General features: G+C 42.5%; 23 protein-coding genes. 3 read left to right on the forward strand and 20 right to left on the reverse strand.

Annotation, left to right across the window (positions count from 1 at the left end):
• Nucleotides 1–10: 10 nt before the first annotated feature.
• The 5 genes from ACKWCA_RS23505 to ACKWCA_RS23525 all read right to left on the reverse strand — a co-directional run bounded on the left by ACKWCA_RS23505 (nt 11) and on the right by ACKWCA_RS23525 (nt 5,587).
• Nucleotides 11–1,240, reverse strand: coding sequence for a glycosyltransferase (locus ACKWCA_RS23505; protein ID WP_413980698.1), 1,230 nt, complete (start codon nt 1,238–1,240; stop codon nt 11–13).
• Between the two features lie 260 nt (nt 1,241–1,500).
• Nucleotides 1,501–2,739, reverse strand: coding sequence for an oligosaccharide flippase family protein (locus ACKWCA_RS23510; RefSeq protein ID WP_413980699.1), 1,239 nt, complete (start codon nt 2,737–2,739; stop codon nt 1,501–1,503).
• A 10-nt stretch (nt 2,740–2,749) separates the two neighbouring features.
• Nucleotides 2,750–3,028 carry a hypothetical protein gene (locus ACKWCA_RS23515; RefSeq protein WP_413980700.1) on the reverse strand — a complete coding sequence of 93 codons (279 nt, stop codon included), beginning with the start codon at nt 3,026–3,028 and terminating at the stop codon, nt 2,750–2,752.
• Between the two features lie 146 nt (nt 3,029–3,174).
• Nucleotides 3,175–4,410 carry a glycosyltransferase gene (locus tag ACKWCA_RS23520; protein WP_413980701.1) on the reverse strand — a complete coding sequence of 412 codons (1,236 nt, stop codon included), beginning with the start codon at nt 4,408–4,410 and terminating at the stop codon, nt 3,175–3,177.
• A 40-nt stretch (nt 4,411–4,450) separates the two neighbouring features.
• Nucleotides 4,451–5,587 (reverse strand): response regulator, encoded by a 1,137-nt coding sequence (locus ACKWCA_RS23525; protein ID WP_413980702.1) that lies wholly within the window; start codon nt 5,585–5,587, stop codon nt 4,451–4,453.
• Nucleotides 5,588–5,929: 342 nt separating this feature from the next.
• On the opposite strand from ACKWCA_RS23525, the gene ACKWCA_RS23530 reads away from it, so the two are divergent.
• Nucleotides 5,930–7,987 carry a tetratricopeptide repeat protein gene (locus ACKWCA_RS23530; protein ID WP_413980703.1) on the forward strand — a complete coding sequence of 686 codons (2,058 nt, stop codon included), beginning with the start codon at nt 5,930–5,932 and terminating at the stop codon, nt 7,985–7,987.
• Nucleotides 7,988–8,205: 218 nt separating this feature from the next.
• Here ACKWCA_RS23530 and ACKWCA_RS23535 read toward each other — a convergent pair whose 3' ends face one another.
• Both ACKWCA_RS23535 and ACKWCA_RS23540 read right to left on the reverse strand, forming a co-directional pair.
• The gene (locus ACKWCA_RS23535) at nt 8,206–8,478 is read right to left on the reverse strand and encodes a hypothetical protein (RefSeq protein WP_413980704.1); all 273 of its coding nucleotides are present in this window, start codon (nt 8,476–8,478) and stop codon (nt 8,206–8,208) included.
• Nucleotides 8,479–8,498: 20 nt separating this feature from the next.
• Complete coding sequence (locus ACKWCA_RS23540; protein ID WP_413980705.1) at nt 8,499–9,410, reverse strand: NAD(P)/FAD-dependent oxidoreductase; 912 nt, start codon at nt 9,408–9,410, stop codon at nt 8,499–8,501.
• A 190-nt stretch (nt 9,411–9,600) separates the two neighbouring features.
• Between ACKWCA_RS23540 and ACKWCA_RS23545 the strand changes: the two genes are divergently transcribed.
• Nucleotides 9,601–9,975 (forward strand): Fur family transcriptional regulator, encoded by a 375-nt coding sequence (locus ACKWCA_RS23545; RefSeq protein WP_413980706.1) that lies wholly within the window; start codon nt 9,601–9,603, stop codon nt 9,973–9,975.
• Between the two features lie 155 nt (nt 9,976–10,130).
• Here the strand turns inward: ACKWCA_RS23545 and ACKWCA_RS23550 are convergent, their stop codons facing one another.
• The 11 genes from ACKWCA_RS23550 to ACKWCA_RS23600 all read right to left on the reverse strand — a co-directional run bounded on the left by ACKWCA_RS23550 (nt 10,131) and on the right by ACKWCA_RS23600 (nt 22,372).
• On the reverse strand, nt 10,131–10,856 hold the full coding sequence (locus ACKWCA_RS23550) for a gluzincin family metallopeptidase (protein ID WP_413980707.1): 726 nt from the start codon (nt 10,854–10,856) through the stop codon (nt 10,131–10,133).
• Nucleotides 10,857–11,130: 274 nt separating this feature from the next.
• On the reverse strand, nt 11,131–12,051 hold the full coding sequence (locus tag ACKWCA_RS23555) for a hypothetical protein (RefSeq protein ID WP_413980708.1): 921 nt from the start codon (nt 12,049–12,051) through the stop codon (nt 11,131–11,133).
• A gap of 223 nt (nt 12,052–12,274) precedes the next feature.
• Nucleotides 12,275–14,854: a DUF4114 domain-containing protein gene (locus tag ACKWCA_RS23560; protein WP_413980709.1), complete on the reverse strand. Its 2,580-nt coding sequence runs from the start codon at nt 14,852–14,854 to the stop codon at nt 12,275–12,277.
• Between the two features lie 529 nt (nt 14,855–15,383).
• The gene (locus ACKWCA_RS23565; RefSeq protein ID WP_413980710.1) at nt 15,384–16,094 is read right to left on the reverse strand and encodes a LytR/AlgR family response regulator transcription factor; all 711 of its coding nucleotides are present in this window, start codon (nt 16,092–16,094) and stop codon (nt 15,384–15,386) included.
• Nucleotide 16,095: 1 nt separating this feature from the next.
• Nucleotides 16,096–16,416, reverse strand: a complete 321-nt coding sequence (locus ACKWCA_RS23570; protein ID WP_413980711.1) for an Hpt domain-containing protein — start codon at nt 16,414–16,416, stop codon at nt 16,096–16,098.
• A 1-nt stretch (nt 16,417) separates the two neighbouring features.
• Nucleotides 16,418–18,385 carry a PAS domain S-box protein gene (locus ACKWCA_RS23575; protein WP_413980712.1) on the reverse strand — a complete coding sequence of 656 codons (1,968 nt, stop codon included), beginning with the start codon at nt 18,383–18,385 and terminating at the stop codon, nt 16,418–16,420.
• The gene (locus ACKWCA_RS23580; protein ID WP_413980713.1) at nt 18,378–18,920 is read right to left on the reverse strand and encodes a heme NO-binding domain-containing protein; all 543 of its coding nucleotides are present in this window, start codon (nt 18,918–18,920) and stop codon (nt 18,378–18,380) included. Before ACKWCA_RS23580 ends, ACKWCA_RS23575 begins: the two co-directional genes overlap by 8 nt.
• A gap of 75 nt (nt 18,921–18,995) precedes the next feature.
• On the reverse strand, nt 18,996–19,397 hold the full coding sequence (locus tag ACKWCA_RS23585) for a response regulator (protein WP_413980714.1): 402 nt from the start codon (nt 19,395–19,397) through the stop codon (nt 18,996–18,998).
• Nucleotides 19,398–19,684: 287 nt separating this feature from the next.
• Nucleotides 19,685–20,839: a Rossmann-fold NAD(P)-binding domain-containing protein gene (locus tag ACKWCA_RS23590; RefSeq protein WP_413980715.1), complete on the reverse strand. Its 1,155-nt coding sequence runs from the start codon at nt 20,837–20,839 to the stop codon at nt 19,685–19,687.
• Nucleotides 20,840–20,861: 22 nt separating this feature from the next.
• Nucleotides 20,862–21,881, reverse strand: coding sequence for a hypothetical protein (locus ACKWCA_RS23595; RefSeq protein ID WP_413980716.1), 1,020 nt, complete (start codon nt 21,879–21,881; stop codon nt 20,862–20,864).
• 29 nt (nt 21,882–21,910) lie between these two features.
• On the reverse strand, nt 21,911–22,372 hold the full coding sequence (locus tag ACKWCA_RS23600; protein ID WP_413980717.1) for a hypothetical protein: 462 nt from the start codon (nt 22,370–22,372) through the stop codon (nt 21,911–21,913).
• A gap of 133 nt (nt 22,373–22,505) precedes the next feature.
• On the opposite strand from ACKWCA_RS23600, the gene ACKWCA_RS23605 reads away from it, so the two are divergent.
• On the forward strand, nt 22,506–23,597 hold the full coding sequence (locus ACKWCA_RS23605; RefSeq protein ID WP_413980718.1) for a helix-turn-helix domain-containing protein: 1,092 nt from the start codon (nt 22,506–22,508) through the stop codon (nt 23,595–23,597).
• A gap of 48 nt (nt 23,598–23,645) precedes the next feature.
• Here ACKWCA_RS23605 and ACKWCA_RS23610 read toward each other — a convergent pair whose 3' ends face one another.
• Nucleotides 23,646–24,065 (reverse strand): DUF6855 family protein, encoded by a 420-nt coding sequence (locus ACKWCA_RS23610; protein WP_413980719.1) that lies wholly within the window; start codon nt 24,063–24,065, stop codon nt 23,646–23,648.
• Entirely contained in the window at nt 24,065–24,520 is a 456-nt protein-coding gene (locus tag ACKWCA_RS23615) for an SRPBCC domain-containing protein (RefSeq protein ID WP_413980720.1), read from the reverse strand. Before ACKWCA_RS23615 ends, ACKWCA_RS23610 begins: the two co-directional genes overlap by 1 nt.
• Nucleotides 24,521–24,693 lie beyond the last annotated feature (173 nt).

The raw sequence follows: 24,693 nt of genomic DNA on the forward strand, positions 1-24,693 counted from the left end.
TATAAAAAAACTAAACCATTTCCTTTCGTTTTTCGGTCATCAAATTCAACGTTCTTCCCGTGGATTTGGAAAACTGTATGGCCTTAAAATAATCCACATACATTTGAGTGATATCGGCCATGGGCAATGAGCAAGCCGCCCTGTAATTGGTTTTACCCAAATGTATTCTATAACTGTCATAGAGCAAGATGTTCGCTATGGCGTCCGCCAATGACTCCTTGCTTTTAGGATCAAAGAACTCTCCTTTGTAGCCTTCTTCCTCGACCAGAATACTGAGGTCTCCCAAGTCTGGTAGGGCGACCGCCTTTCCATAACTTCCCGCTTGATGTAATACTCCCGAACTTCCTGTCGTAGAGGTATATGGAAAAACGACAACGGCACTTTCCCTAAAGACAACAGGCACGTCCTCTTCGGCCACATAACCGGTAAACCGAAGTTGTGAAACATGGGCATACTTCTTTTGTACGGATTCTAGATACCCAGGTGTATTGGGACTATCGGTTCCGGCAATCACGATTTCGATATTCTCCCCGGTACGTTTTCGAATCAACGCTACGGCCTCGATCATAATCTCCACCTTTTTGTAAGTACCGAACTTACCGAAGGCCATAACCTGCTTTGGTCCCTCACCCAAACAATAATCAGGTTCAGGGGGCGTCTCAAAAGCACCGTGGGGAATCAGGGCCACATTTCTGGCCTTGTATTTCTTTTCAAGGATAGTTTTGTATTTGCTAATGGTCACCGCCAAGACATCGGAGGTCAGCACGAATTTGGTCAAGGTACTTCCAATAAAATTATACGCGCGTTGCAACCATTTATTGGCCGTAATTCCGGCATTATCCAAATCCACTTGCTCTAATATGTTATGCAATAGTGATATGGTAGGGATACCTTTAAGTTTACAGATCAACGGCAGCATCAATCCTAAGGCAGCGGGAATCTTTTTATCCCCGAATTTCAGGAACTGCAGGTTAAAAAGTACTGCATCAGGTTGGGTTTTCGAGATGACCTTATTGATTTTTAGGACGTTGGTATAGTCATTAAAACCCCAACACTCCCGTACCGTGATCTTACAACCTTCTTCTTCAAACGTCAAGTCTTTTTCTGCTTCCGTCTTATCGGTAATCAATATAATTTCAGTGACTTCTTTTTGAAGTCTAAAGTGTTTTACCAAATGGTATCCGTATTCCGTTAGGGTTACTTTACTCGGGGGATACGCGGTTACAATTGCCAGTCTCATCAGGTTAAGTTTTAAAGGGTTCATTGGTTTCGTTAGTACAAATATCCTCTAAAGTTGTGGGTTGTAAGGGTGTCTTGCGACGGGTGGGCCTTTGCTGTAGGTGAATGGTAACTCGCAACGGATGAACCCGAACGCCCCCTATCCGATTCACAAAACCCTACGCTTTCACACCCCATCAAAATGAAGCCCAATACCAAAGAAAAACCCAAAGAGCATAAGGTCTTTGGGTTTACTACACATCAAAACACGATACCCAACACTTATGTTTTTTGGTTCTTTTGAAGGAAATAAATCAGTTGAGTCACCAACAAGAACACCATCGCGATAATCTGTACACCGACCACCATTTGCAAACTGCTATGAAAAAAGACGATCAAGCCAATTTGGGAGACTCCGATAAGACCGGACATAAGCACTGGCCGATATTCGTCCAAGGACAAAAAGTAGTATGCAAAGATGTTCGAAATGGCGAATAAGGAGGTCGCAAGGGCATACTGCCACAACAAGGGAGCGATGGATAGATAGGCTTTACCGAACATCAATTGTACGATCAGTTCTGGGAACAAGGCGCAAGAGAGTACAATACCCAAAGACAGAAAACCTATATACCCCACATATTTGAAGAGCACCGGAGCTGTGGCTTCTCCATTCTTCTGTTTTTGCACCACATCGGGTAGCAATAACATCACGAACATCCAGGCCACGAAATACACTACCCTTCCGATTAGGGCCAGCGAAGCATATAGGCCGGCGTCTAAAGTATCGAAGTAATGCTTGACCATTAGTACATCACTATTATTGATAATGATTTGGGTCAGTTCATAACAGGCGGTAAGTACCATAAATTGCATCACGCGCTTTTTATGGGGCGCCGACAGCCTGACTTTTTTAAACAGTCGTTTACTATCAAAGGTCGTGGGAATCAAACCGAAGACGAATGAAATAGCGATACCCAAGGCGACCAAAAAGGCCGGTGATAAGGGAACAAGCCACAATAGCACTAGTGTTAAGACCAGTCGGCTCCACATTTCCGCTTGGTAGGTAACGGATAGTTTTGCATAGTCTTGACGTCCTTGATACGTGCCACGGTTAACCGACATGAAGAAATATAAGGGCACTGCGGCCGCGAAAGTCTTGAACATCAGGGGGGAGTCTGTCTGAAAAAGGATACTGAGGTTTTCAGCAAAACCAAAAAGTAGAAGGCCAATGACCATACCGAAGGTCAAGGCATATTTATATTGGAGTTGTTGAAAGGCATCCCAGTCACTTTCCGAGAAAAGCACCGCAAATTTGGCGGTGGCTAGCTGAAAGGTCATTCCCAAAAAGGATAATACCAATAATAAGGTGACCAAAAGTGCGGCATCGGCAAAAGCCTCAGGACCCAATAATCGCCCCAAAATCAGGTTGTACAAGTAGTTGCCTCCGTTGACCAGAAGCACACTACCCATAAACAACCTTTCCGGGGGAACTTTTTGTAAGAGTAGTTTAAATGCGGTCATCACTTACTATTTAAGCGGTTTTTGCCCTATTAAGCATGGGCATGATCTGTTCAGTGCCCAATCCTTGAACAGATAGCCTACTATTCTTATACATGGCCCATTCAACCATTTGTTGTATCACCTTCGTCGCAATGGCATCCATACCCTTGATTCTTTCGAGGTTTAAGGTTACCGGATAACCCGAGCGAATATGCCGTTTCATATGACGGTTCAAGATTTCGATGTTTGTACTATTCAATTCTCCCATGACTACAAACATGTCTCTGATTTGGGTAATCTGTAAGGCCATACATTCTATGGATTAGGTTAAGTTTATTCTCTGGTCACAAGGCAAATATCCGTCGGATTACCTTCTAAATATGACCAGCTTCGGTAGATAGCCCGTTGCTATAGACGAATGGACGGAAGGTTCCTTTGTCCCAAAAACACCTCGCCCTAGGCCTCCACTTTTTCTGGTTTCTTTCCTTGTTCCAAAACGAAGGGAAGTCCTTCGGTCTTTGACAGCTGCACGGCCTTGAAATAATCAAGATACATTTGGGTGATCTCAGACATAGGCAAGGAACAGGCCGCTGCATAGTTTGCTTCTCCCAAGCGTATGCGATAGGCCTCATCGGTCAAGATCTTTTGAACGGCATCCGCAAGGGATTCCACACTCAAAGCATCAAAAAACTCCCCGACATAACCCTCTTCCCGTATCAAGATGCTCAAATCACCCAAATCAGGTAAGACGACGGCGTTGCCATAACTTCCGGCCTGATGCAGTACCCCTGAACTTCCCGTGGTAGAGGTATACGGGAAAACCGTCACTGCACTTTGTGAAAAAATGATGGGCACTTCTTCTTCGCGCACATAGCCCGTGAACCGTATTTGGGGTACATGACCGTACTTTTCACTGACCGCCTCGAGATAACCTGGGGTATTGGGGCTATCGGTACCTGCAATGACAATTTCGATATTTTCGTCGGTACGCGCTCGAATGAGCTCCACCGCTTCAATGAGAATATCCACTTTTTTATAGGTGCCGAACTTACCAAAGGCCATTACCTGTTTCGGTCCTTCCGGTAATTCATAGGTGGGCTCCGGCGGGGTTTCAAAGGTGCCATGGGGAATCAGGGCGATATTTCGCGCCCCGTACTTCTTCTCCAAAATACCCACATATTTGCTTATGGTGACCGCCAAAACATCAGAGGCCAACACAAAACGCGTCAGGCTCGACCCGATAAAATTATAGACGGTTTGTAAGAGCTTATTTTTGGTGAAACCGGCATTTTCCAAATCGACCTGCTCAAGAATATTATGCAAAAGGGAGATGGTAGGAATACCTTTGTACCGGCAATAAGCGGGCAAAAGTAATCCCAGGGCCGCTGGAATCTTCTTATCCCCGAATTTCAGGAATTGTAAATTGAAAAGCACGGCATCGGGTTGTATCTCGGATAAGCAACGTGCAACGCTAAAGAAGCTGGTATAACGATTGAAATCCCAACATTCCTTGACAATAATCGTACTGCCTTCTTCTTGAAAGTCCAGCTCCTTGGGGCCATCGGTATGGTCGCATAGTATATAGATTTCGGTGATGGCTTCGTGTAACCTGAAATGTTTGACCAAATAATATCCATACTCGGTCAGGGTTACCATACTCGGCGGATAGGCCGTTATGATTGCTAATTTCATGCGCGTTTGTTTTAGGGATTGGTGTGTAGGTAGTATTCGTCTATTTGTAGGCGATGGCGATCTTTGCCAATTGCCCTACAATCTTTACGGAGTCTTTCATGGAAAGCTTGGAACCATCAGCATGAATCCAACGTTTCAGGGGCTGTTCGCAGATGTATTGACGCACCTGTTGTTTTCCATAGAATTTGCGCATGCGCATAAAGATTTCCACATCAAAGAGCCATTTGGTGATAAAGGGCTTGGTAAACAGCATTTTCACCATATCACGCTCCATGATCTTCGCCCCGCATTGTGTATCATTGAAGGGCATTTTAAGGATTGTACGAATGATCATATTGATCGTCATACTAATTAGCTTACGAGCCGACTCCTTAGTGATATCAGCACCCATGCGGCTCATTCTAGAACCGCTGACGATTTTAAAATCAGATTTTTCCAAGGTTTGCACGAGCTCATCAAAATCCCTGAAATCGGTAGAGAGATCGGCATCTAGGAAACCGATATAGTCCAATTGCGGATCTTGTTCCAAATGTAGCATGCCTTGCCGCACGGCCTCGGCCTTTCCGCCATTCTTGGCGCAATCGTAGATACTGATGTTCTCCTCATGGCCTGTCCTTAATTCATTGAGCACTTGTAGCGTATTATCCGTACTGCCATCGTTTACGAAACAGAGATGGTATCCTAAATTCTTATGGGCAAAGTCCTTGAATTCTTGACTTGATAGCCGTTCTTCCTCATTATAGCAGGGAATCACCACCCCGACACAGTGTTTTTGCAACATGCGTGCTTCTGAGCTGAGTGACGTCTTTTGTATTTCCGGGCTCCCGATCAGGCGTTTGATCCGTGCAACCATCTCATTCAGGCTGACCGGTTTTTTCATATAGTCGTCTACACCCATGTCAAAGCCTTGCATGATCACATCTTCATTGGTATTGCCCGACATCACCAAAATGGGTGTTCGGTTTTCTTCTATGCTTCGAATATGTTGTACGACTTCAAGCCCATTCATGTCGGGCATGTTGATATCGACTAGGACCAAGTCGGGTTCAAAGGATTGAAAGATAGCAATGCCATCTTTTCCAGTAGCAGCGGTTTTGACCGTATACCCCAGTTCTTGGAGTCTTTTTTCAACAGACAAGAGAATCAGGGTCTGATCATCAATAGTTAGGACTTTCATAGATAGGTTAGGTTTGGGACGGTATTGAGGTTGTAAGAATATTGATTTACATTATCGTCATTTTCTTACTATTAACATTTTTTTTTCCGATATATTGTTTTTTATTGTAAGTCTTCGTTGAAATCATCGTAATTCTTAAAAACAACTCGTTTTCTTTCGGTTTACTGGCTTCTTTAGCGGTTTCGTTTCAACTACTATCGACCAATCGCGTATTACTGTAGACCAGTGGCAGGCTTTCTTTCGATTGAATTTTCACCATCCGTTGTATTTTTATTTCTGCAATACGAACCAATAAACGACATCTAAATGCGTTCTACACCTGTACTTTTTAACCTACAAAACATGAAATGGTGGTTTCGCCTTGTTGTTTTCCTTCTCTACGTGCAGGGTATTTATGCGCAGAATACCTTTCAGGAAGGCTTTACCCTTTTGGAAACCGGTAAGTTCGAAGCGGCCGAAACTTTCTTTGAAAATGCCTTAAAGGAAGAGCCCACCAGTAAAACGGCCCAAATCTGTTACGGACGCGCTGTCGGCCTGAGCGGGGAGCCCGAAAAAGCGACCATTCTCTTTGCAGGATTGTTGGAAACCTATCCCAAGGATATGGAGGTGGCCCTCAACTATTCGGAAGCCCTCTTGTGGGACAAGAAATATGCGGACGCCAAGCCCTTGTACGCCCAAATGGTAACAGATCATCCCAATGAGTTTGGTGCCGTATTGGGCTATGCCAATACCCTAAGTAATTTAAAGGAATATGAGGAAGCCCTTAACTGGATAGCAAAGGCCTTGCAAATTCAACCGAACAACCAGAGCGCCAAAATTTCCAGGAAATATATGCACTTAGGCTATGCCAATCAATTTGTAAATCAACAGGATTATTCACGAGGCAAGGCTTTGCTACAAGACATCTTTATTGATTTTCCGGAGGACAAAGAGGCACTACTCAACCTGGCCAACCTTTATCTCATTGCCAAACAAACGGATAGCGCCAAGGCCACCTATGCACGATATGCCACCTCCCCTATCGATTCCGTTACCGCATGGAACGGTATCAGCTTGGCCGAGCACATTGCGGCGAACGAGAAAGCAGCCTTGACTGCTGCCATGACCGCTAAGAGTACTGTAGGACGGTTTGCCGATCATGAATTGACCGAACGTACTTTCAATCGTTACGTACAAGCCTTGATCTGGAACCGAAAGTTCCGAACTGCCAAGACACAAATCGATAGCCTGGAAACCGAATATGCCGACCGCGATTGGGTTTTCGCCCTAAAGGCGACTCTAGGACTCTATACCGGGGACGCCAAAACCAGTCTAGCGAATTATAATGCCATTCTAGCGCAAGACAGTACCTCTTTTGATGGGAACCTTGGAAAAGCGAACGCTCTTTTCGCAGCTGACCGCATCATACCAGCATACCGGGCCGCCTATAAAACCTTGGCTATTTATGCAGATCAAAAGGATGCCAAGGCCTTTGTCGAAAAACTCGACCTGAGCTACACTCCCAGTGTGAACGAACATGCGGCCTATACATTTGACAATGGCAACAATGTCGCTTTTTATACAAATACGACGGCTGATCTGGCCCTCTCCACTAAATTTCGGACGACCGTTTCCTATATGTACCGAACAACTGAAAATACGGTTACGGGCAACCAAGCCAGTTCGCATGTGGCCTTGGCAGGTCTTCAGTACAAGCTAATGCCCAAAACTACCCTAAAAACAGTCGTGGGTGTGAACAATTCCCGTTTTATGAGCGAGGCCTATACTCAACCCGTATTGGACGCGCAATTGCAATTGCAACCCCTGAAAATGCAGCACCTCAATCTAGGGTATCAACGTGAGGTACAAAACTTCAATGCCGATCTGATCGAACGCGAGATCGTACAAAACCATTACAGCTTGAATTATAATTTGGGAACCAACTTCAATTTGGGGTGGTATACGCAAATTATGCATACACAACAAAGCGATGCCAATACCCGTAATCTATTGTTTACCTCTCTGTACTATACCCTCAGCCAAAAGCCAGCGGTCAAGATGGGGCTCAACTACCAATACATCACCTTTGCCGAACAATTACCCACGATTTATTTTAGCCCAGAACAGTACCAGGCGGTAGAGCTCTTTGCAGATGTACGCGGTCAGTTTTCAGAAAAAACAGGGTATATGGCCAGCACAGCAGCGGGTTACCAACAAGTTGAAAACGACTCCAATACTCCTATTTTTAGGGCCGAAGCCAAGCTCAACCATCAGTTCGCCAAACGATTAAGTGGCAGCATGTATGGCAAATACAGTAATATTGCCTCCGACACAGCTGCCGGTTTTGAATTTACCGAAGTGGGACTGCAATTGAAGTGGTTGTTTCAGGATAAACCATTGTTTGTTGTGGATCGGGATTAATGAAGGTTCCCTGAAGGACAAGTTGTTAAGGGTTTTACAGCAATCAATACTTGATACCATGTCACTACCTTTCGAATGAAGGTTCGGATACAGCAAGTATAGGTGCCAAGTTTTCTAACTCCGATTACAGATTCCGGCGAATTGCCCCCCTAACTACTATCAGTGCATGGCATAGCGGTTAAAGAATTTGTTCGTATTCGTGCTATGCAGGCCCTAATTTAAGGACACACCGTTTTGTTCGAAGTTTTTTCATGGCGCATATCTTCCATAATGTCGCACATGAATCCTGATTTTTTGACCTGCAATACGATTGCGTTAGCATCAATAGGTTCTCCCTCCGCTCTTAAAACGGTATGTCCCTGTGGGAAAGGCAAGCCCGTTTCATCCATATCAAAACTAATCTTCAGTTCAGAAAACAACCGTTTAAGGGTTTTCACCATCTTCTTGACCTGGGTTTGTTTTTTTATGTCCGTAATAAACACTTCAACCATAGGTATCATTTATGATTCGACTAAAACCGTTCATTCGATAATTCCATATTTACAATGGCCCCTACCATGTTGCCCGATGCCACTGCATTCGCCACTGAACGTATTCTAGAGCTGTTGTCACCACAGGCAAAAACGCCTTTTACTGTTGTCTTGTATGTCATATCAACTTGTATATACCCTTGCTCCGTGAGTTCGCAACCCAGTAATTCGGGTATATCCGACTGTTGTCGAAATGGAAGTGGGGCGTACAACGCTTCAAAAGGCTCCGTAGTGGAATCACTAAAAATCACATTTTTGATATAACCATTCCTATGTTCAATTTCCGTGATTTCCTTGTCAATAATCCGTATCCGGTTTTTACTGAGTTTTGAGATCTGTTCCTCATTAAATTCCGATTTTTCCGAAGTTAACACACTGAGGTCATGGGTCAGGTTTTTGACCAAAGGTGCCATGTGCATTACTGTTTCAACATCGGCGATAATTCCGGTTTTTTTGTTTTTTATTTCATACCCATGGCAATATGGACAATGAACCACCGATATACCCCAACAGGCCGGGAACCCTTTAATGTTAGGCATGATATCTTTGATCCCCGTTGCAAAAATTAAATTATTAGCGTGGAATTCCTTATTTGATGCTGTAAGAATGTAAAAACCGTCATCAGCGGCGCTCCCTTTAATGGCCAGATCCTCGATAAAAGTTACCGTATCATATTTTAAAACCTGTGTTCTTGCTTTTTGCGCAATTTGACTTGGCGTCGCACCATCTTGGGTAAGGAAGTTATGTGAATGTGGGGTTTGCCTGTTACAAGGAAGGCCGCTATCGATGATCAAAACGTGACGGAGCGACCTACCCAGTGCCATGGCAGCTGATAGTCCCGCAAAGCTTCCACCTAGTATGATTACATCAAAATTTTCAGTGTTCGTATTCATATTATCCTATTTTTTGAAACTCGGTATGTGAATCGGAAGAGTAATGCTGTATAACGATAACTTCTAGTTCTATAGCTTCCCTTCTGGTCATACCGATTTAACAAATGCGACTTTGTCGCAATTAATTGTTTTGCAAATATATAAACATTCGTTATTATTGCAACATCATCGCAATAATAAACTAGCTATAGTGAAAAGAAGAAATACGATTACCAAAGAAGCAGTACTAGCGGTGCTACATTCCTCGGGAAAAGCGATGAGTCAGGCGGCTATTGAAAAAAAAATAGGTGTTGCCATCAATAGAGCGACGATCTACCGTGTATTAAACAGGTATTGTGAAGATGGTGTTTTGCATCGGATTGTTGCCGACAATGGCAAGCAGTATTTTGCGTTGTGTATCGAATGTGATGAAAATCAATTACCGCTACACCATTTTCATTTTCGTTGTAAAAACTGTAAAACCATCGAATGTTTGCCGATTCCCGTGCAGTTTAACCTGCCCGTCAGCTATACCTTAGAAACAGTGAATTGTGTTTTGACCGGAACGTGTCAAGACTGCGCGTAGCTTCATTAGGATAGCTTTGTTCGCCCTAGTACCGTATGATGATAGACTTTTCAAATCGACAGTGTCCATCTGCGGTTAACTGGTTAGGTAGCTATTTATTCACTTACAATACTTCCAATTGTATTCCTGGTCGATTGTCTTGTCGCTTGAAGCTTTCACTTCAAGTTGTATTTATTCTTTATAAAATGATACCAATTACTTGAGAATTCTTCTTCTGTCAGCCCCAAAACATTTTGCAAGTCCCCGTAGGACGCAATAAGTGTAATTAGTTTATCCTTTCCGTACTCTGCCAAAATGTACTCAATTAGGGTATATCCACAAGAATAAATTTTTTGACCTTTTGAGCGATTGTTCAATTCCGATACTTCTGGGTACTTTCCACTGTTAAGATACGCTAAGGTTTTGGGTTCATAAAATTGCCCCGCTTCATAAACGCTAAGCCCTTCCCAAAGCCATATAGGAAAGGTTGCAAACTTATCATCGAACTTCTTTACGTTTAATGGCTTAGGTTCTTGGTCAATTAACAATTTGAGGACTACGGCATGAACAAATTCATGAATAGCTGTTTTTGAGATTTCAGTATCTAACCAGGTATCTTCCACGAAATGTAGTTTAGAAACCCCTTCAACATTTCCGGAAGCCTTAAAATGTCCGGTCGCTTTCACATATCTCCATCTTTGGGCATAGACGTTCACTTCGATATTCTCCGCAGGTATTGTATTCAGGTCAGCACTAACTCTTGAATAGCTGTGCTCTAATGCTTTTGACAGTTCAAAAATACTTGAAGCGTCGATACTACTACTAAATAGAAAAGTAAAATGTGTGGTTTTGGCTTCTTTTCGATTTTCAGGAATATGTGCAACAATTGATAGTACCAGCATTATAGCAAAAATTACTACAAGGATGTACTTCAATTTTTTCATTTAATTGGTCTATATGGTTCAAATTGACTCAACGGTTGAGCTAAGCGTAGTGCGGAGGCAAGGAAACTTTTCGTTTCCGTCTGCCGCCGTAGCTAAAGCTTATTGTTTTGCTTTTTCTCTTTTTGTCCAAAGCTAAATCCATAAGATTTAGCGACTTCATAAATATACACAGACCTTTCGGTTTTGCCCTAAAGTCCACATTACGTTTAGGCTTTGTTAGCTGTAGTTTTTACTAACGTAATCTATAATCAACTAAAAAGTTTTCCAAATCAATTTCAGCATTTGGATATGATAAATTTTTAGAACCATTTGATTGATGAATCCAATTGAAATGTTTACCAAACTCGGTATAATTATTTCCCACATCATCTGAACCACCAGCACTAATACTAGATTTTACAAAAATTAATTTACCAACGGTTTTTCCATCTTTACACAACACAAAAAAACCTTCTTCTTTTCCATTGAGGACATATTTATTCTTGTACCCTTTATCTGGAGCTATTGCTTTTTCATAGAGAACTGCTGAGCTTATTTCATTCTCAAAAATCGGAATTACTCCTCCATTGGGGTTAGTTCTAATTACACTTGGTGGAACCTCTTGCTCAATCGGCTCAAACCAAAAATCTGATTTGGAAGTGTCAGTTGTCATAGTTAATTGATCAAAATTGAAGCCAAAAGTTTCCTGATTATTAAAATCTAGTTGATTGTCCTTAAAATGAACTCGAACTCTTAGAAAAGGAAAATCTTTGTTATCGGGATAAAATCCATTTTCTGTGCTCAAGAGTTGAACTAAAGTTGGGTTATTCTTTTGTTTCGCTAATTGTAATATAACTTCAAGTCTGTTTTCATTTAAGGTGTTATAACTTCGGCTAGGTAGATGGTTTTTAGTTTTAGAAGCAACGTCAATTTTATGTCCTTTTTCAAATGAGGTTTTAAAAAAGCCATTTCCATCTGTTGTTACTTTTTTTTTCTTAAAGCTTACTTCCTCAAAGCTGGCTTCGTACCAACAAAGAACTACTACTTCAGCATTATTTATTGGTTTTCCATTCGTTTTCTCAATCACTTTACCACTTACAATAATGTTTTCTCTGTCGGCTGAACAACTTAGGAGAGAAAAAGAAAGTATAAAAATTATTATGTAGTGGTTCATTGAAATTACAGCTAACAATTGGCTAAACATACTCCCGTATGCTTATTTCTTTTTTGTCTAAACCCTTTTTTGGTAGGGCGGTTGAAAACAAAAATACCTCTTTCCCTAAACAAAAAGAACAACCTTACGCTAAACGTAAGATTGCTCTTTGTAAGTTGCACTCCCCCGAACCCAACCATAAAAGGGAGTGCTTGGGGTTTGAACCCCTTTTTATCATAAACCTTTAGTTCTTGACCAACTTTCCTTGGTAGGTCGTGTTACTTGTAGGGTTGTAAACGGTATAGATATACAGCCCTTTTGCGAGATGACCTGCTTCTACTCGTACGCAACTGCCATTCTCCGTGGGCAGTTGGGCATCGAATACCTGCTGCCCTTGAAGGTTGCTCAGACTGACCCTTGCTTCCGTGGTTTCGCTAGGCAGACAAATAGTGGTATAGGCAGTAAAAGGGTTTGGGTATTGTGTCAAACTCAGTTTTTCGTTTTCCGTAATTTCCGAAAGGCTTTCCATGGCAGCAACATCGTTCATGGCGACAGTCAATTCTTCTTCACTTGAGGCTTCCACTTCATCTTCGACTAGGGTCACTTCTACCGTATCTAAGACTTCTTCCTCGGTTTCCGTGGGTATCGACTCCTCTTCGGTTTCCTCTTCGTTAGGCACGTTGGTCGTTAGCATCAACCCCTCCAACTCCAATTCAAAGGCACTATAGTTTTGGTAATCGCCCTGTACGGAGAATACAATGCTCTTTAGCGTCGTAAAGGTTGGCGTGCTGCCTTCGTGGTTTTTAAAGTCGGTAAAAGCGATACTTTTAGCGGCACGCTCCGCATTCGGCTTTAGGGTATACCGCAAACGTTCCCCCCATTGATTCGTAGCATCAGTGACCAAACTCACCTCAATAGGTCGATCGTTCTGTATATTCAACTGTAGAAATTTATAATCGCTGATGTCCAAACGTTGGTCGCCTCCCATCAGGTTTCGAAAAATATTGATTGTTTCCTTCACTTCTCCTTTGGCGCTCACATTACGTGCAATAGCGTATCCTTGCGTTGGGCTGCTATCCGTTTCGCTAATATCGAAGGCGGCTATAGCATCTACATCGGTATTGAAATCCGCCCCCCATGGACCGTCAGCCAAATACATTGCGTCGTGCTGATAAGATTCTTCCGCCAAAATCGATATCCCGATATCGAACAAATGTCCGGTGTCGATAACGACCTCTTCTTCCCAAGCACCGCTCAACGAGATCATGCGGTTCAGGTTTTGTTCTTTTGCCTGTTCGGTCACCTTGTAGTTGCCATCGATATTCATCCAGGTCGCGCCTACTTTGTTGACGACGTTCAGGTACAATTTACCTTGTTTGTAGGTACCGTTTTTGATAAAGACCGTCGGTAATGTATTGCTTCCCTTATGGGCCAATAACTTTTTCTCGCTATCCAAGGTCTTGAGAATATGGTTCACCGTATTGGTCACCTGCCCCATAGAGCTGCCCCATACTTGAAAGTTGCGGTAATCCCCCTTAGGGTAGGCATCTAGGTTCCACAGGCTATAAACCCGTTGGGTGTTGCCTTCTTCTTTTACCGAAAAGGTGAGGGCATATTCCAAGGCGCCATTTGAGCGCTGCAACTGCGAATAGACGAGCTCGTGCCCTTGCAAAGTGACCGTACGCACATCCAACAACTGAGAGTCGTTCAAACGGTCGCAAATGGTCTTGGTATGATTATATACGCTTCCCCTCGTTTCAGTGGCCAAAGCAGCGGATACGCGCTCTTCTCCCTTATAATAATCGATGGAGAAAATGGTTTCGGCATTGGTGATGTCCAACAGGTCTTCAGGACTCGAAACATATGTTGACTCGGTTCCGAACATCCCACTCTCCGGAAAATAGCCATCCAATTGCCCAGACTTGGCCCCAAAGGACTTATAGGTCTTTTTGGAGTACTTCCGTTGTGCCTTTTGGGTATTCTTAAAGCTATTGGTCTTATTCCGCTCAAAGTTGCGCTTTGCGATCAGGCTTGCCAAATCGCCATTACTTTCCAAGCCGCCATCGTTTCCTGAACTTACGGGCGTGTGGTCCGTAATCTTATTGTAGTTCTGCGTTCGTATCGCGGTGTAGGGGTTTGCCGTGATATAGAACAAGGCATCATTGAAATCTTGATCACAACTGCCATAATCTCTTCGAATATCCTCAAAACCGAGAATGATACGTTCGTTATCAGGATCGTTCAATAACACATTGTGGTACCGTAACTCTTCTTGGGCTTCAGGGTTATAATCCGGATTGGAAAACAACTGCCATAGTCCCGCAGTGACCCGACCTTTCCAACCATTGGCCAACAGCACCCAACCGATACCTGTACCAGCAGGAAAACGCCCGATCTTTACCTTATGCCCTACTTCCAAACTTCCTCCGCTATATTTTGCGGATACGTTGGGAAAGACGATGGTGATGTCTTCAGGCTGCGGAGCTGTCGGTGACGGGTTGTTCACATCATAGGTATAAAAGCCCAGTACATTCTTGTACCCAGCTCCTTCGCCTACAAAGGTCACCCATACATCGGCATTATCATCAAGCACAATATCGGTATCATAACCTGAGGTAATATATTGGGGATTATAGTCCGGCACCGGAAAACCTTCCGGTAAGGCATCGGAAATAAGTTGCAGGGTTTCGGGGGACACCTCATCTTTGGTATCAAAATACTTAGGCGTACCATCTGAGGTATAGTCGCCGAGATAGTTGTAGTTCTGCCCATAGGCCATTCCTAAAAATGACAAGGTCGCTAGGGTAAGTAATAACTTCTTCATGCTAAGTAGGTTTTAAATGTTACTGGGGCAAATATCCGAATGAATGCACAAGATTACTGGCGGATTTCGGTGGATGGCGGTTTGCTGTAGGTGAATGGAGGTTCGAATGGGATAAGTACAAGACACCGAATTACCATAGCTCGATAATCGAGATTTGTACTGGGCGGACGTCCATTTGGCAAGGCTACTTTGATTCGAATGCTTCTCGAACTTGCCCTGAGTTTATTCACTTTTAGGTACAAAAAAAAGCGTCCAAAGGACGCTTTTATATTATTAAATCACAGTTGTTATAGTAATCCGCCCATCGCTAGAGCGACACCAACCACTGTAGTACTGATAACGGTCTTCAGTGCGGTTACTAAGGCTTTCAAAGTCGTAACTAATAGAAACGTTTTCATAATGTATTGATTTAGGGTTATACTTTAATTTTTATACTCCAAATATAGTATGAACCCCTCGAGTAGTTCGCCCTGACTCGGTCGATGCACCTTTACTGTAGACGAATGGTGCTTAGCTATAGAAGAACCCGTTACAGCAGATTGAGCCTTCTCATAAGTTCGGGCCGGTTTGAACGGCTAATGGGAATGACACTTTTTTCAATAAGGACACTATTGTCTTCGATATCCACGATTTTCGTGAAATTGATGATGTACGACCGATGGATCTGCAGAAATAGTTTTTCAGGTAATTTGTCCTTGATCTTCTTTAGAGTGGTATGTACACGGTAGTCTTCGTTCTCCGTCTTGATATCGATATAATCGCCCTTGGCCTCAATGACCATAATCTCACTGAACTTCAACTTGATGAGGCGTCTGTCGATATTGATGTATAAATCGTCACCGGTATCGGTAGTAGCGGACTCTTCTGGGATTGCCCGAGACTGTTTGGCAAGGGAATTTTTTACTTTTTGGATACACTTTTCAAAACGTTCGGCAGTGATGGGTTTCACCAAATAATCAATGATCGCTTCATACTCATAAGCCGCAATGGCGAAATCGGTATCGGAGGTGGTCAGCACAATGCTCGGCGGGTTTTTTAAGGTCTGCACAAAATCTACTCCGCTGAATCCGGGCATATGGATGTCTAGAAACACGACGTCGATATCCTGTTGGTTCAGAAATTTAATGGCATCAATGGCATTGTCGAATTCTTCGATTACGTCCAAATCGGGTATTTTCGAGCAGCGCTGGGCTACAATGGCCCGGGCGGCGGCTTCGTCATCAATGATTATGCTGTTCATCTTATAAGGTGTTTAGGAAGTTCTGTATCATATCCAATAGCATTCGAAAGCTTCTATCACTCTGGGTATCCCCTGCTCTGAGTTTTTCCTCATAGGCCACAGCGAAAGCATAGGAGTTCGACAAACTTAAGATATTGAATTTATGTTTCAACTTATGGACGATCTCGGCGGCCGACCTGGGTTGATCATTCTCAATGTAGTTCACATAGGTACGGACCTCCTCTGGAAATTCTTTCTTTAAAATGCCTATGAACTTTTGCTCAAAGACGGTATCACCGTCGGAGAGTTCTTTAATATAACTAAGATTCGGGGTTTCTCGCATATTATTTTTTTAAGGTAAAATGAAATGTTGTGCCTTCACCGACCATGCTCTCCAGCCAAATTTTGCCTTGGTACACATCAACGATCTTTTTGACGATGGAGAGTCCGATTCCTGTGGAACGCTGGTTATTACCTATCGACTGAAAGACCTTGAATATTTTCTCGTGATATTCTTTTGGAATACCGACACCATTATCCTTAACGCTAAATTGCCAATGAGACGTATTTTCCTTTGAACTTATTTCTACCAGACCATCAGTGCGCTCGATATTCACGACCGCGTTACTGATCAGGTTCTGAAACAGTTGGTGAATTTTAGTCTTGTCCACTTTGATGCTGGGCAACGGGTTCATAATGACGATATTGACATTTTCGGGCACGAAAATAATTTCGCGGATCCCACCGACAACCTCATTGACATCGACCAAGGTATTGTCCAAGGTCGCATCATTGATACTGGAATATTTTAAAATACCGTCGATCAAACCATCCATACCCTCTATTTTCTCTTGGATCTGTTGTAGGTTGAATTTTCCGTCATCATCCAATTTATCGTGATAATCTTCGGTCAACCAACTGGCGAGGGCACTGATACTTCTCAAAGGTGACTTCAGGTCATGAGACACAATATGTGCGTACTCTTGCAAGCCCTCATTGCTCTTTTCGAGTTCTTCCAACAATTTTTCCTTCTGGATCTCTAATTGTTTCTGATCGGTGATATCCAGATGAATGCCGATCGATCCAACCACATTTTTGTTATTGTCATAACGCGGAGCTCCACTAATGAGCCAATGACGTGACTGCCCTTTTTTATTACGGACTTCCACCTCATAGGAATCTGATTTGCCAACGAGGCGTTCTGCTTGTTTTTCATCAATGATCCTCCCTTCTTGCACCTGCACGACTTTTGCCGCTTTATTGCCTATCAATTCCTCTCGGTCAAATCCGCTCATGGTACAGAAACTCTGATTGACCATTTGAATGACATCGTCATTGTCGACTTCGATAAGACCCAAATTCATATTGGCGATAATGCTGCTGTATTTTTCGCGTTCATTTCTAAGGCGCTCTTCCGCTTCACGCTCCTTGGTAATATCCTCGACGAGGGCCACTTGATAGTCCACTTTTCCCTTCTCGTCCTTTACGGCGCTGACCAAGGTCCTAGCCAATACAAACCCGCCATCTTTTTTATAGTATTTTTTAATGATGGAAAACTTGTCCAACTCTCCCTTGTTCATTTGGACAATTAACTTTTCGGAGTTGGCTATATCCTCAGGTGCTGAAATATCGCGTACGGACATTTCTTTCAATTCATTTTCAGTGTATCCCAATAACTCAACAAAAGTGGTATTGGTTTTTACGATCTTATCCTCCACGGCCAAGACAATTCCCAAGGGTGAATTTTCAACAATGGTATTCAACTGCTTTTTCTGTTCGGCAAGCAATTGCTTTACTTCCATTTCTTGGGTGATATCGCGCACGATACCTTGGGCTGCAATTGGTTTTCTATCCGTATTATAAATCAAACTGCTGTTGATAAGAACCCATTTTTCCTCCTTGGCCTTGGTCAGTATTTTTGCTCGGTAATTTTTAAGCGTACCCACTTCTATCAATGATTGAAAGGATTGGGCGGTGTAGGCTATAAAGTCGTGGTGCACAATACTGGCAAGATTCAGACTTTCCTTTGTATGGTCATACCCTAAAAAGGTCTTGGCCGAGTTGTTCATGTTGATTACATTGAACTTCAGATCCATGACCACGTAGGGATCGATGATATTGATGAATACCCCATCTAGTTCAGAGGTCTTTTCATTGAGCAGGTTCTCGAGCTTGCTATTGCTTTCTTTCAGGTGGTGCGTTACATCGAAAAGTTCTTTGGATTTCTCTTCCAAAATTCGCTCTGCCTGTTGCCTAGCCTTTTTCTGGCGCTCGAGCGCCTTTTTCAAAAGGGTAACTTCTTTATTATCCATGCTGGACAATGTCAAATTTCACTTCAGTACCATCATCTTTGAGCAACTGATAAGAGATGTCGGCTTCCCCATTAAAATGTTCGAATGTCTTTTCCATGAGTCCATGTGCCAGACGATAGAGTCCCCTTGAAGAGGAATAAATCAAGGAAATGGACGTGTCCGTTTTTTCCAAAATCTTAAAGGTGGGGAGTTCCGCATCGGGATATAGTTTTTTTACATGTACGTGAATATGGTCTTCAATGGAATACAGCAAGGACAAGGGCGAAGTATAGCTCTGTATCACTTCAGGATGGGCTTTTCCCAAACTTGTGAAAAGATAGAGGCCAAAAGTGTAAATCAAATCTCCGGCCGGTAGTTTTACCTGCTCGCTAAGCTGGGTAATAAGGCTCACCATCTCATTGAAATCATAGGTACCCACCGAAGTATAGATACCTTCGGAAGGCAGGTTTGAACTTTCAATAATATTGTCAACGGTTTCCAAACCAAATTTGGATTCTACCATTTCCAAAAACTCTGTAAAGACGATTCCTTTCATTTCTATGGGATTTACACTAAAAGTAGGAAAAGTGATACGTGAAACGAAAAAAATGTTGTGAAATGATCTTTCTGATCAACCTTTGACCAATTCGTTCACTTCCCAATAGGCCAGTACCTTACTCAATTTATCTTGGTAATCCTCGTATTTTAAAGGCTTTATGACATACCCGGCAATTCCGATTCTATAGCACTCCACTAAATCGACCCGATTCTCCGATGTTGTAAGAATAACAATAGGTAGGTATTTCAACACCTCATCTTCTTTTAGGATGCTAAGGAATTCTATTCCGCTCATACGGGGCATGTTCAAATCCAATAACACGATATCGGGCAAGGGCTGACCAGACCTGAGCAACTCCAGTGCCTGTTCCCCATTTTTCGCTTCGGTGATCCTATGGCTCAACCCAAGTTTGGAAACCGTGCGTTGCAGCTTCATGATCTCGATATTGTCATCTTCAATAAGTAGGATATTCATCAGCCTTGCATTTCTATTTGAACGCCAAAATTCGTCATTTATTCATTGTTATCGGAAAAAGTAGGGATGGATGGAAACTTGGTATAGGTGAATGAAGGTTAAGTGTCGACGAATGGTCGATAAAAGCAAGCGCCTATGCAAAAAATCCATAGGATGCCTTCACCCCGGGTCCAAACTGGATACGAAGGCCTTATCGATGGTCTTCGTCCTGGCAAACCGCTTGTATCAATGCGATACTTCGCATCTGCCCATAAAAAAGAACATCTAAAATGGATTCACTCTCTGTTTCAACCTCGTTTTGTGACCCACTTCTTGATGATATCCCGCTCTTTTTCCATGGAATAATACTTTAGTTTCTTCCCCTCCATAATCTCTCCAAATCTGACATCGTCATTAGGGTGTCTGCTTTTGTAACCGTTCAATTGGTCCGTTACCATATCTACCATAGGTCTATTTACCAAACCTGCGCTAACCGCTTTTTGAACATTGAAGTAATAGGAGCCTTTTGGTTCTGGTTTCCAAAGGGGAACTATTTTATACGGTATCAGTTCATTGGTTATTAAGAAATCCCCATCTATCCAGTGTAATTTATCAGGCATACCAGTGGCCGAAATAAGGCTGGATACAAAATCTTTAAACGGGGTCGGGTGATACGCAACATTATAGGCGCCATAGGTGCCGGATTCAGCACAGTGCAAAATGAAGTTTGAAAGGCTTTGCACATCGGTCACCTGAATATGATGATCTGCGATATTTGGAAGTAGGATCTCTCCCCCGCGATTAAATCGCACGGGCCAAAAGGGTTCTGCGTTGGGATCATGAGGTCTTGTGACTCGAAAGTCTTTCATACCATGGGAACGATAGATCGTGTAATTGGCCATTCGTTCGCGTATCGCTTCTTCGCAAAGTGTTTTTCGAATGGCATATCTAAAATCGGTGCTTATCGTTTCTGGAAATGATGGAAGTGGATTCAACGCTGCGGTTTCTTCGATGAATTTCGAATCCCATTTATCATAAACCGACATCGTTGAAATGTAATGATAGTGTCCTATACTGCCCTTAAACTCATCAAGAAAGTCTGAAACCGCCTTCGGGGATTTCTGCCACGTATCTATGACAATATCCCAGTAAGTCTCTCTGTATTTTTTATCGATTTTCTTGTACCCTTCCCTATTTTCTTTTTCCCTATCACATATGATAACGGGTAGGTCATTGAAAAGCGTGGCATTGGTTTTTCCTCGATTCAATAGTGTCACATGAAAACCCGCGTTCAAAAAAACCTTAACAATGCTTGGGCCGATAAAGCCTCTTCCGCCTAACATAAGCATCTTCTTCTTAGCGTTCGAATCGCTGGCAATCATACGGCTTGAAGCCACCATCGGGTTCATGAAAGTTGCGGCTGAAGCTGCTGCCAATGTTTTTATAAACTCTCTTTTTATCATCGTTTTGTACAGATTTTAAGTGTTATTTTAAGCCATCCAATAGTTGGGCTATGGTATTGTTGAAATTCGTTTTATCTTGATAATACTGCTCTAAACCAGCTCGAAAAACCTTCGTATTATAGCTACTGAAAATAGTGCGCGTATCCATAATCATACGGTACTCTGTATACCCGTTGTTTTGTAGTTCATCTTGAACCGATCGACCACATAAGTAAAACAGGGCCGCATGCCATAGCTGCTTTGGGTAAGGTATTTCCAATTTCTTCTGGTCAAAAATCAGGGCTATACCCTCCCTAAAAGGCCCCCCATAATTAAACAACAGATGGGACCCTTCATGCAGAATGGTTTCCACAAAATCCATTTTTTCACTGCTCGGATCTAGAGAGGAAATAAATATATTGAACCTCGGTCTCGTCGGGGTATAAGCTCCCGCATAATTGGCATAGGCGGAAACATCGACTCTAACTTTGGTCGTCACAGGCCATTTTTTCATAGCAAATCCTTCCATCTTCGTAATTACCGTCCTTTCGAACTTTTTGATGCTGGGCAACTGCAATTTCAAAATAGCGGCGTTTTGCTTCTCGTGTAGTGGCCAAAAGTGCTTGCTATAAACCGGGCCTACCTTGTTGAGGATCTCAGTATACCGCTTGGAAAAAGTAGTATCCGAAATCCGTACTCCGGCTTCTCTCCGCTGTAACCAAACTCGCTCTTGGCCCAGGTCAAACAGTAAACTTTTTGATATGATACTGTCTTTATAATAGCTGATGGCCTCTGATAGGGTTTTTTCATCGGCTGCGCTGAGGGTAAGCTGAACTTTATCCTCGCCGATTTCCAAATATTGATTTCCATCCTCCTTCAGTTTCCGCAATTGACTTCCGGAAGCTTTCTGATATAAAAAATGATGGAGATTGATCCAATAATTACTGTGAAATTCAAAGTATTCGGTTGTAGCTATACTATCATCACCCCGATGCTGTGCATGGCCCGAACTACACATCCACAAAAAAATCAAACCGCACCAAAGTAACTTTCCAAAATGCATTTTTTCCTTTCAAATGATAAACATTCCAATTACAGTTCTTCAACCTTGGTCAAACTCCAGGTGGCCGGAGCATCTTCCGCACAATTGTGCATGATATCCATGCTTAGGTTGAGAATACCGTCATCCGTCTTGGTACCTGTACCTGAATAATCCCCCACGCAAGGGGGTGCATCAGTGTTCAGATTGAGTTCTAATGTTGCGTTCTGGCCCTCAAGCACCAATATACCTTTGGCCTCTGGGGATACACCATCAGTATTGAAGACAGGTTTAAAACTACTACTTTCATAAAACTGTACAAAATACCTGCCAGCCGTCGATGAGGGTTCTATGATCATGGAAATCTCTCCAATACCGAATTCCCAATTCCAACTACCGGTGTATTTGCCCTCCACAACTGTTAAGTCCAGAGTAGGTCCGAAAAACGGATTTTCTTCCTCCTCCGAACAGGATAGCAAAAACATCAAGCTCACTAAAAACACTACTCTTTTCATTCGTTTTATGTTTCCAATAAAACTACTGTTGTTTCCCATTAGTTCCGTACCCATGTCCTTATAAATCGGTTCCAAATCGGTTTTGATACCTTATTAGCGGAATTGGTACATTAGATTTAAAGAATTTCGCGCCATGGATATAACTATTGAAAGTGATCTTATTGATGGTATCAAGGCCGGTCTGTACATTCAATTGATACTGGTCGGACTGATTTATATGGTTGGCAGCCGGTGGAAGGCAAGACCACTTTTAATTGGTAGTTTTTGCTTTGTTCTCGGGGCCACTACCTTATATACTATTCTATGGGCGTACTTTAAGGGTTCCCTTTGGGGAAACCTGATATTCGGTGGTTTTAAAACCCTTTTTCTCGCCCCGATTCTATACCTCTACATAATTGTATTGCCCCAACAGGGCAAGATATTCCGCACCATAACCCTTCATCTCGCAGCTCCACTCCTACTCTCAACGGTTTATACCTTGATTAAATTCGGTTTTTCTACTTTCTTTCATACGAACTATGTCTTTATAGCCCAATTGTTTCTCTTTCTAAATATCGCTTTGTTTGTAGTTTATATAGTACTCTTAATCAAAAATCGCTATCGATTGCATGGCATTCTACCGAGTTTGAAAAAGAAGTATTTCATTTTCTTTTTTGCGCTAATGGGGTACTTTCTTATCACCTATACCATTCACTTTGTCTCTGTTTATTTCGTGGAACAAACAGAGCGATTTTATGTAATACTCAATTCATATATTCTTTTCCCATTTACCTTTTTGGTCTATTTTGCCACCATTATCTTTGCTATAAGCGAGAATAATCAGCTCAAGAATTTCTTCATTCCAAAATCCCCTTTTCTGGACAAAGAGCTCGTTGAAAAAGAGCAAGAAATCAAATCTCTGGTGACGCAACGGATCATTGGCGAAAAGCTTTTTAAAACCCAGCATCTTACCGCCAAAGAGGCCGCCCAAACCTTAGGGGTGCACAAAAACGCCTTGATAGCCTATATACGCTTACATTATCAACAGTCTTTTAATGAGTATATCAATGCCTTGCGCATTGAGGAGTTCAAAAAAATCTATCTGGAAAACGATCTACCTAATTTTAGCATTTCCGGTGTGGCCTATGAGGTCGGCTTTAAATCGAAAACTACATTTTATCGGATTTTTAAAGAAAAAACCGGTAGTACTCCAGGTGCGTTCACCAAATCGCTTGACCTTAAGTAACCAATGGATGATCATACCCAAATAATTTAGTACGTGACGTCGGCCAGTTTATCTTTTAATCGCCCGCATGCGATTGTTTCGCTTGTTGTGCTCCACCGCTGCGTAGCCCAAAGCTTCCAATAAAGGGGGGATGTACATGCCCACCCGACCTCGGAATCCTTTTCTGAGGCCATACCATCCTCCAATAGAGTTATCGGCAGCGCGCGCCCAGAACTCCACGGTATCAGGCTTTGCCTCCACCTTTTCATCTTTACTGCCTAAAAACATCCAATCTCCATGTTCTAAAAGCATTTGATAGAGGTCTTCGATTATGCTGATATCATAGTACAAAATCGTTTTGCCGACCGTACACACCAACACTTCCTTATCGTTCTTAATGTCAACGTGCATCGTATACTCAGAAGATAAAGGGGGTGTCTTGAGTAGTAATGGGTTTTCTTTGGTGCCGATTTTTTCTTTGTAGTTCATCAGTTTTTAATTTCAATTGCTATAGCTTCGTTTTCCAGATCGTTTACAAACTTTTCGAATGCCTCATCAAAAGAGGGGATCATCTTGGCAAATAAGGGGAAAAACGGGCCTCCGATTTTTTCACTCATAGAAAACAGGGTACCGGAATCGTTGGCTTTTAAATCAAAAGTTCTCTTTCCCATTCCATCACCCCACACCAATTTTTCACCTTCGATCAGTTCTTTCACCTTCAATTTGAAAGTGCGTTTTTCATCAAGATAACTTTTCAATCGAATGGTAGCTCCTTTTTTAATCTGACCGTCAAAATAGGTAATCGTACTGTTCCATTTGGTATATTTCTCGCCATCGACCAAAATATTCCATAACGTGTCTGGATCGGTATGGATGTGCTTTTGAATCGACGTGGTTCTACTGAAAAGGGTTTTTTCAGTCACTGCTTTTACTACATTTTCCATATTCTTATTTCAATTTATTGGATATCATGCCCCCCCTTCGATACGATACAACCGTATCGCCTTGACATGGGTATTTGGGTGTTGAAAGGCAATCGCTTTAAGCGCTCAACCTCATGTTTCAGGTCTGCATTGACCATCAAAATTAGCGTTCAAGAAAACTACAAGCAGACTCA

It is taken from the genome of Maribacter corallii, assembly GCF_047345415.1.
Classification (GTDB): Bacteria; Bacteroidota; Bacteroidia; order Flavobacteriales; family Flavobacteriaceae; genus Maribacter_C.